At 37.1% G+C, this 8,902-nt stretch carries 8 protein-coding genes and 1 riboswitch; of the genes, 4 read left to right on the forward strand and 4 right to left on the reverse strand.

Annotation, left to right across the window (positions count from 1 at the left end; genetic code table 11):
* Positions 1 to 172 precede the first annotated feature (172 nt).
* A riboswitch (SAM riboswitch) is annotated at positions 173 to 289 on the forward strand.
* 120 nt (positions 290 to 409) lie between these two features.
* The 3 genes from C406_RS0104930 (at position 410) to C406_RS0104940 (ending at position 3,744) form a co-directional block, all read left to right on the forward strand.
* Complete coding sequence (locus tag C406_RS0104930) at positions 410 to 1,723, forward strand: O-acetylhomoserine aminocarboxypropyltransferase/cysteine synthase family protein (protein ID WP_017379485.1); 1,314 nt, start codon at positions 410 to 412, stop codon at positions 1,721 to 1,723.
* A 55-nt stretch (positions 1,724 to 1,778) separates the two neighbouring features.
* A complete protein-coding gene (gene metX / locus C406_RS0104935) occupies positions 1,779 to 2,846 on the forward strand; it encodes a homoserine O-acetyltransferase MetX (RefSeq protein ID WP_237740513.1) in 1,068 nt (355 codons plus the stop codon).
* Positions 2,847 to 3,039: 193 nt separating this feature from the next.
* Positions 3,040 to 3,744, forward strand: a complete 705-nt coding sequence (locus tag C406_RS0104940; protein ID WP_017379487.1) for a YjjG family noncanonical pyrimidine nucleotidase — start codon at positions 3,040 to 3,042, stop codon at positions 3,742 to 3,744.
* 76 nt (positions 3,745 to 3,820) lie between these two features.
* On the opposite strand, the gene C406_RS0104945 is transcribed toward C406_RS0104940, so the two are convergent.
* From C406_RS0104945 to C406_RS0104960, 4 genes are all read right to left on the reverse strand, one after another.
* Positions 3,821 to 4,162 (reverse strand): cupin domain-containing protein, encoded by a 342-nt coding sequence (locus C406_RS0104945; RefSeq protein WP_017379488.1) that lies wholly within the window; start codon positions 4,160 to 4,162, stop codon positions 3,821 to 3,823.
* A 170-nt stretch (positions 4,163 to 4,332) separates the two neighbouring features.
* On the reverse strand, positions 4,333 to 4,779 hold the full coding sequence (locus C406_RS0104950; protein ID WP_017379489.1) for a GDYXXLXY domain-containing protein: 447 nt from the start codon (positions 4,777 to 4,779) through the stop codon (positions 4,333 to 4,335).
* Positions 4,776 to 5,945, reverse strand: coding sequence for a DUF2157 domain-containing protein (locus tag C406_RS0104955; RefSeq protein WP_017379490.1), 1,170 nt, complete (start codon positions 5,943 to 5,945; stop codon positions 4,776 to 4,778). Before C406_RS0104955 ends, C406_RS0104950 begins: the two co-directional genes overlap by 4 nt.
* Before the next feature lie 162 nt (positions 5,946 to 6,107).
* Entirely contained in the window at positions 6,108 to 6,914 is an 807-nt protein-coding gene (locus C406_RS0104960) for an undecaprenyl-diphosphate phosphatase (protein ID WP_017379491.1), read from the reverse strand.
* 443 nt (positions 6,915 to 7,357) lie between these two features.
* Here C406_RS0104960 and C406_RS0104965 point away from each other — a divergent pair, with 443 nt between their 5' ends.
* The gene (locus C406_RS0104965; protein ID WP_017379492.1) at positions 7,358 to 8,518 is read left to right on the forward strand and encodes an iron-containing alcohol dehydrogenase; all 1,161 of its coding nucleotides are present in this window, start codon (positions 7,358 to 7,360) and stop codon (positions 8,516 to 8,518) included.
* The last annotated feature ends 384 nt before the right edge of the window (positions 8,519 to 8,902 follow it).

Raw genomic sequence — 8,902 nt, forward strand, 5'->3', positions numbered from 1 at the left:
CCTTCAATAAACGGCACCAGCTGGGATAGACGAACTATAGCGATCGATTATGATCAACAACCCTTTTTTAATTCAAAAATAAAAGAACCGAATTTTCAGAAAAAGGTTGACTTCTTATTGCAAACTTATTTATAATCCTTAACAAGAGACTTTGAATTACCAACTTAATATACTCTTATCCAGAGTGGCGGAGGGAATAGGCCCTGCGATGCCCGGCAACCAACGAATTTTATCCTAATTCGGCAAGGTGCTAATTCCTACAGATTGATTTTGATCTGAAAGATAAGAGGAGGATCTCAGGAACCCCCTCTTCTTATGAAGGGGTTTTTTAATTCCTTTTTTAAACTTATTGACTTTTCACTGTGGTCACTAGAAAACTAAAAACATAAAAAAAGAGGAGAGATTAAAGATGACAAATTCAACAAACCCTACTGAAAACTATGGTATTGAGACATTACTTCTACACGGTGCAACGAGCCCAGATCCAACAACTGGTTCACGAGCAATTCCGATTTACCAAACAACTTCTTTCGTTTTCGACAGCACTGATCATGCGCAGAAGTTATTTTCACTTGAGGAAGCAGGAAATATTTATTCACGTATTGGTAATCCAACAGTTGCTGCATTTGAAGATCGTATTGCATTGCTTGAAGGCGGAGTTGGAGCGGTTGCTGTTTCTTCTGGGATGGCTGGCATCACGCTTGCTATATTAAATCTAGCCAGTGCAGGTGATGAGATAGTAGCTGCAACAAATCTATACGGAGGAACGTATAACTTATTTTCATCAACGCTTCCACGCTATGGAATTAATGTGAAATTAGTAGATCCATCTGATCCTGAAAATTTTAGGAAAGCTATTACAGCAAAAACAAAAGCAGTATTTGCTGAAATAATCGGTAACCCAAGTTTAAATGTGTTAGACGTTGAAGCTGTTGCAAAAGTAGCGCATGAAGAAGGTGTTCCATTAATCGTCGATAGTACATTTGCGACACCTTATTTAAATAAACCGATCGAGCATGGTGCAGATATCGTGGTCCATTCAGCAACAAAATGGATCGGAGGACACGGAACAACGATTGGTGGGGTGGTTGTTGATGCAGGGAAATTCAAATACGATAATGGAAGATTCCCAGATTTCACAACACCGGATACAAGCTACAATGGACTTCGATTTGTAGATTTAGAAGAAGCGGCATATATTGCAAAGTTCAGAGTTCATTTATTGCGTGATATTGGAGCTTGCTTAAGTCCACAAAGTGCATTTTTACTATTGCAAGGCCTTGAAACATTGCATTTAAGAATGGAGCGTCATGTTGAAAATACGCAAGTTGTTGCAGAGTATTTAGAACAACATCCAGCTGTGGAATGGGTGTCATATCCGGGCTTAAAAAGTCATGCATCTCATGAATTAGCAAAAAAATATTTACCTAAGGGTGCCGGTTCAATCATTGTATTTGGTATTAAAGGCGGTAGAGAGGCTGGACGGAAAGTAATCGATCACACAGTTTTATGGTCTCATGTTGCAAATGTTGGAGATGCAAAATCTCTAATTATTCACCCAGCATCAACTACTCATGCACAATTATCTGCTGAAGGTTTGGTGGCGAGTGGCGTCTTAGAGGATCAAATTCGTTTGTCAGTTGGCATTGAAAATGTAAAAGATTTAATTGCGGACTTAGATCAAGCAATTAAACAGGCGTCTGAAATAGCTGTTCATTCTTAATTTTGTTTAACTATACCTATATGAAAGAAGTTGATTCCCCGTGAGTCACAATGGATTGAAAATTGAGATCGAACGGAGAGAAGATACAGTTCACCTAGATCCAATCACACTTGAATCTGGAAAGGTTCTCAACAATGTTTCGCTTCGTTATGAACGAGTCGGAAACAAGGATCTTCCAGTGGTTCTTATCTGTCATGCATTGACTGGAAATCATGTCACTGTGGGTACAAGTGAAGAGCCAGGGTGGTGGAATGGATTTATTGGATATGATGCACCTGTAGATCTTAATCATTATCAAGTGATTACGTTTAATATATTAGGTGGATGTGGTGGTTCTACTGGCCCTGCTTCACCCCTAAATGAGGAATTAAACTATCGTTTAACCTTTCCTTTCGTATCCGTCCGAGATATGGTGACAGCTCAGCATCAAGCACTTAAAAAGCTCGGAATCAATAAAGTTAGAGCAGTTATTGGTGGGTCGTTAGGTGGAATGCAAGTACTAGAGTGGGGTGTGTTATTTCCCAACTTCATGGATCAACTATTTGTGTTGGCTGCTACTCCATCACTAAGTGATTATGGTATTGCGTTTAATCGCATAGGAATTCATGCAATTGAACAAGACCCTCGTTGGGATGAGGGGAATTACGTTAAGTCGAGTGATGTAAAAGGATTTGAAGTAGCAAGAATGGTAGGACTCGTGTCGTATCGTAGTCCATCGCTCTTTACAAAACGTTTTTCGAGAGAAGAGAAGGAGATAGAGGCAGAAGAGTTTCCCTATTATCAAGTGGAATCTTACTTGCGCTATCAAGGTGAAAAAATTACGAAACGCTTTGATCCTAATAGTTACTTGTATTTGCTTTATGCGATGAATGGTCATGATCTCGGTCGTGGACGAGGTGGAATTGAAAAAGCAGCAAATATTATTGAAGCAGAAGTAATTGGTCTAGGCTTTACAGGAGATCTATTGTATCCTCCAAAGGATATTAAATCATTTGTTGACTTAACTTCTCGAGGGTATTTCCATAAAATTGAAACAGCATTTGGTCATGATGGGTTCTTGGTGGAATATGAAAAATGGGGACCGATTATCCGAGGTCATTTGGCTAAACGAATTCCTAACTAAATATTTATGAAGGTTTCGTTAAGAACAATTCTCTCTTTGCTTACGAAGAGGGAATTGTTCTTTATTCTTTTACTTTGTCTATACAAGTAGAATATTATATAGTGGAATTTGTTGAGCATTGGATTTTCAAGTGTACACATTTTCTTGTATAATTATAATATAGATATTCGAATTTAAAAAGGATGAGAAGCTTGTGAAATATGATGTATTATTATTTGATTTAGATGACACGTTGTTTGATTTTAGTGAGACGGAGAAGCATGCCCTCGATAATTCATTTCATGCATTTGGTTTACCTAATGGATTAGTGGACTACAGAGCAAGCTATAAGGGCATAAGTAAGGGCCTGTGGAATGATTTGGAAAATGGACTTGTGACGCTTTCAGAACTAAAAGTGGAGCGATTTAAGCGTCTATTCCTCCAACATCAACTGACAGTGAATCCTGAAGATTTTGGTCAAACATATATAGAGAATTTAGGTAAAGAAGTACATGTGATTGATGGAGTAGAGGACATGTTGAAAAACCTTTCTAGTTGCAGACTTGTTATTTTGACGAATGGTTTCCAAAAGGTTCAACATGCAAGAATTGCTCTTTCACCCCTAAAACAAACATTTGAAGCTATTATTACTTCGGAGGAGTCAGGTTATCAAAAGCCGCAAGCAGAAATCTTCGAATACGTCTTTAATAAACTGCATATTTCTTCGAAGAAAAATGTATTAATGATAGGGGACTCTTTAACATCAGATATTCAAGGTGGTAATAATTTCGGAATCGATACTTGTTGGTTCAATCCGCGTCAAACAGAAAATGTAACAGCTATTAATCCTACTTATGAAATTCGTGATTTTGCTGAATTAGAACAACTTGTAAAGCAAAATGTTTTACTTGTTAAATAAAAGATAGTTTTTTAAGTGATGTAAAAAATAAAAGCCAGCCAAATTCGGCTGGCTTTTACTTTTAATAATGATTACTTTAAATATTTTCTACGAATTTATCATTCGGAATCTTGTTCAAAATAACATAAAGACTGACGCGTTCTGTACCATTATTGTTAAATGAAAGCTGCTCTTGATCACTACAATGTACAAGGTCATTTTTCATAACGTTTACTTCTTTACCATCAATGGTAAATACCCCTGTTCCTTCAACTGTCATGATAAATAAGTCACTACCCGGATGAGTATGGGAAGGCAGTTGTTGACCAGGCAAGAAATTTAATACGAAGGCAGTACTACTAGACTTTTTGAAAATAATTCGCTTTGTAAATCTATCTTCGCTAAACTCTTGATACTTTTGAAGTGATTGTTTTTCCATTATATATTCCCCCTAATTTGTTGTTAATTATCTTTATCATAATCTACTTGTAAATATTAGCAACAAAATGACCTTATCCTTTAAAATAAATATTAGATTGGTATTAAAAAACGGAAATAAAGTAAAGAAGAACCGGTAGAAGCGATTAAGCTTCTACCGGTTCTTAACTTTCAATCTTGTCTTTTTTCTAAATAAGTAGGTCGGATGGTGCCCCATGGAGCAACGTCAAGGGTAATCGCAAGTTCACGAGCCTCTTCAAGATCTGGACCCGTTCCTTGTTCAACATAATATTGCTCGAGTTGCTTTGTTGTAATTCGATTATCATAATATGTCCCTTGTATTGCACCAGGGAAGGTTTGATTTTCGATACGATCTATAACAGCATAGCCATCATCGCCTTCTTTTAAAGTGAAATATACATCACCTTGCTGTAAGGAAGACGACGGTTTCAAATCAGGGTATTGCAAGCGTACGTATTCACCATAAAATGGGTCAAACGGATCGAACGGCTCCGCGCGTAAAATGAATTCTTCACCAAACCAAGATATGGCATAAAAACTCGTAGCAATAACAAGTACAAAGACTGTCTGCAGGAAGGGAAATAATATTGATTTCAAGATGAGACACCTACTTTCTTACGATTCATTCTCCAGGCAATGCCAGACAATGCGAAAAGTAAAAGCGCTCCAATAAGGAAGAAGAGAGACATATCAAGTCGTTCCCACGCATAGATGAAATACAGAACAAACTGTACAGCAATGAAATATACAAAGCCAAGTGCAAGTGGCTTTTCTTGTCGATGTGAAATGATTAAGTAGGCAAGTGCAACTACTTCCGCTAATATAGCAAGGCCAATTGCAGAATCGTCAAAGAGCAGGACGCCAACAAGACCCAGTACAGAAATCCAAGTAATTGCTCGGAAACGTATATAGCACAGTACGAGAATACCTGTGGCTACAATTACAAGTGAAATCGATTCGGTTAAGTTTAGTTCAACGAGGGACAGCGGTGTTTCACCTCGAACGGCCAAGTAAACGACCAACTGAATCCCACCGATGATAAGATAGAGTGGACGAAGAATCCGTTCTTTTTCAGGTACGAGAAGAAGTAACACTACTAATGCAAACAGCGTCCAAACTGGCCAGAGAACGCTCTTGTAGTCAACGAGACTCCAGAGCATAAGACCTGAACCAAACAACAAAAGCCAGCTAAACACCATTGGTAGGGGATTACGGCTAAAATAAAACCATCCTAGTGAAACGATGATGAAACTGCCCCATTCTAACCAACCTATTGTGGGAGCAGATGTAATTAACACTTGTGCCCCAAAAATAAACCCAATAATAGCATAGGATTGATGGCGCCAGTAAAAATAATGTGCAAGTGCAGCAATAAAAATGGCCCAAGGTAAAATTGAATTAGAAATGGAAAGATGAAAAGTTTGGATTGTGATGATAATACTAGCGGCAAACATACCAAGCCCAATTAGTCGGAAAATAATCGGTTGCCCAAATTTTTTCTGTTCAGATAAATAGCCAATACCGTAAAACATCCACATTAATAGTAAAACTAGCGTAATCCTTAGCATATCAGGCATGACTTGCCAATTTGCTGCGATGAAACTGAAAACGGCCAGTGAAAAGAAAATAAGTCCAATGATTAAGAGGAGAGGGAGTTTCTTTGGCTTAGGCTGTAAATGCTCAAAAGCAAGAATCTGGTCGACTGTCGTTTGGTTGATAAAACCTTCGTTTTGCCAACGCTCTAATTTACGATTTATTTCCATGTTGACACCTCCTTATCTTTACTTCTATTATAATCCTTCTTTATCTAAATAGACAGATAACTCAAGGTTTTCAAGTACCAAAATTGGTGATTTCACAAAAATAATGACAGCCCTAATTTTTAGGACTGTCATAGGCATAGATATTTAAAATGCTTACCATTATCAAGTTATAAATAATATAAATAATCCCACAGCGAAACAATAATATGCAAAGTATTTTAAATTTCCACGCTCCATAATTCCCATGAACCATTTAAGAGAAAAATATGAAAATATGAGAGACAAAATAAATGCAACTGAATAGGGAATTAATAATTCACCAAAATTCATATCAGATATTTTTAGGATAATAGTCCCCAGACTTACAGGAATATAAAGTAAGAATGAATAACGTAATGCTGTCTCCTGTTTCATTCCTAAACCCATAGCTGCGACAATAGTTGCTCCTGATCTGCTTATTCCCGGAATTAAAGCAATCGCTTGTGCAAATCCAACAATTATGGCATCTCGAACATTTAAGTTTTTATCGCTTTTTCTTCCTTTCAAGTTTCTTATTAACCAAAGGGCGACCCCGGTTACTAACAATGCTACCGCAATTGTAGTAATCCCTTTTAAATTTTCTGAGATCATATCTCCAAACAGTATGCCAATAATGCCTGCTGGAATTGTTCCTATTATTAAATAAACTATAAACATAAAATCATTTTTATGGACTTCATCACGCTTCACTATATATTTTAGACCATTTTCTACTAATCTAATTAAATCAGCTCTATATATTAATACGACGGCAATTAGTGATGCAAAGTTCATTAAAATCTCAAAGCTAAGATCACTTTCAGCTACACTTATGCCAAAAAATTCTTGCGCAAGAATTAAATGACCACTGGATGAAATAGGAATTGGTTCAGTAAATCCTTGTAACGCACCTAAAAAAGCGTATTTAATAATAATTATTAATTCTTCCATTGAATCACTCCTATACTTAACTTAAATCAATTATTTCAAAATAGTCCCCTAATACTTGATTGTATATTATATAGAAGGAAGTTTGAGATACATTAAATTTATCTTGCTATTTCAATAGTATATACCAATTAAAAGACCTCGTAAAAAAACAGTTAGCTACATAAATTTTATCATTTCAATAATCATATGTTTAATAATTTTCAATAGTATACTACAGCAGTATTAGCTTCTTTCATTTAAAAAGAGCGAATCTGAGAGATTAAAAGGAAATCATGATAAGGTATACCTGTGAACTTGGCTAATCATTCAAACGAATGTTTAGTTGAACTCAATGGACTGGACTTTTCTAGGTAGTTTATCCTGACCTAGAATTCTCTGTTCCAATTAATTCTTGAGGTGGGTACCTAAAGAATTAAAAGATATTAATAGAATGAGGTGCACAGATGAATATATTCTTACAACACAACCCGACGAAATTGTATTTTGGTAAAGGACAAATTAGTCAGTTATCAGGAGAAATCGGTCAGAAGAAAGTCCTTGTTGTTTATGGCGGAGGAAGTATTAAGCAAAATGGTGTTTATGAAGACGTAATGAAAGAACTGGAAAAAGCAGGAGCCACTATATATGAATTACCTGGTGTCGAACAAAACCCACGTCTAACAACAGTGCATAAAGGTGTTGAAATTTGCAAATTAGAAGCAATTGACATTCTTTTAGCCGTTGGTGGAGGAAGTGTGATTGATTGTACGAAAGCAATTGCTGTTGGGGCAAAATATGACGGAGACGTTTGGGATTTAATAACTCAAAAAACTCCTATAGAATCAGCTCTTCCAATTGGAACCGTTCTTACTTTAGGGGCAACTGGCTCTGAAATGAACCCCATATCGGTTATTTCAAACTGGGAAACAAAGGAAAAAATTGGTTGGGGATCCTCACATGTATTTCCAATATTTTCAATTTTAGACCCAACTTATACGTATTCGGTGTCCCGTAAACAAACAACTTATGCAATTGTCGATAGTATGTCTCATGCACTTGAACACTATTTCCATCGAACAAAAAATACACCTATGATTGATGGTTTCATTGAATCATTACTCCGAACAGCAATCGAAACAGGTCCGAAATTACTTGAAGATTTAACATCTTACGACCATCGTGAAACGATGATGTACATTAGTACAACTGCCTTTAATCAAACCCTATCGAATGGAACAGATGGTGGTGACTGGGCAACTCATGGAATTGAGCACGCTATCTCCGCAGTTTATGACATTCCACACGGTGGAGGCTTGGCCATTTTGTTTCCAAACTGGTTAGAGCATGTACTTGAAGAAGATCCTTCACGCGTGAAAATGTTAGCCATGAACGTCTTTGGAATTTCAGATGAAGGAAAAAGTGACTTGGAAGTTGCAAGAGAAGGAGCCAAAGCTCTGCGTTCATTCTGGAATTCTCTTGATGCTCCAAATCGTTTAAGCGACTATGACATAGACGACCATGATATCGATTTGATTATCGATAAAACATTTATCAAATCAGGTGTTGGTACGTATAAACAATTAGACCGTGACAATGTCAGAGATATTCTAACTCGCTCCATGTAGATATAGTGTAATAAATTAGTAAACATCTTTATCATTGCATACAAAAAAAGACATCACTAGTAATTTAAATAATTACTAGATGATGTCTTTTTCATGAAATAGAAAGTATATAAATTTAGTGAGCCATGAATCCAGTATTCCGGGTATTTTAAGGAGTAGGTTCTAGTATGATACCGCTGATTTGCGCTCCAGGCGGACGCTTTCCACGGGGCGGGCGGAGAGCCTCCTCGGTCGCTAGCGCTCCACTGCGGGGTCTCACCTGTCCCGCTAATCCCGTAGGAAAGATATTGGACGAACTGTCATTCGTCCAATATCTTTGCGACGAGTAACCGCAGGAGCACATGCTTTTTCCGCCGCCTTTCGCTTCAATCAAGTAAATGTTTT

Source organism: Paenisporosarcina sp. TG-14 (assembly GCF_000297555.1).
Lineage (GTDB): Bacteria > Bacillota > Bacilli > Bacillales_A > Planococcaceae > Paenisporosarcina > Paenisporosarcina antarctica.

Excerpts from the sequence above, each read along its gene's own strand:
- C406_RS0104945 (WP_017379488.1), bottom strand. The coding sequence starts at position 4,162 with ATGGAAAAACAATCACTTCAAAAGTATCAAGAGTTTAGCGAAGATAGA.
- C406_RS0104955 (WP_017379490.1), bottom strand. The coding sequence starts at position 5,945 with ATGGAAATAAATCGTAAATTAGAGCGTTGGCAAAACGAAGGTTTTATC.
- C406_RS0104965 (WP_017379492.1), top strand. The coding sequence starts at position 7,358 with ATGAATATATTCTTACAACACAACCCGACGAAATTGTATTTTGGTAAA.
- C406_RS0104930 (WP_017379485.1), top strand. The coding sequence starts at position 410 with ATGACAAATTCAACAAACCCTACTGAAAACTATGGTATTGAGACATTA.
- C406_RS0104960 (WP_017379491.1), bottom strand. The coding sequence starts at position 6,914 with ATGGAAGAATTAATAATTATTATTAAATACGCTTTTTTAGGTGCGTTA.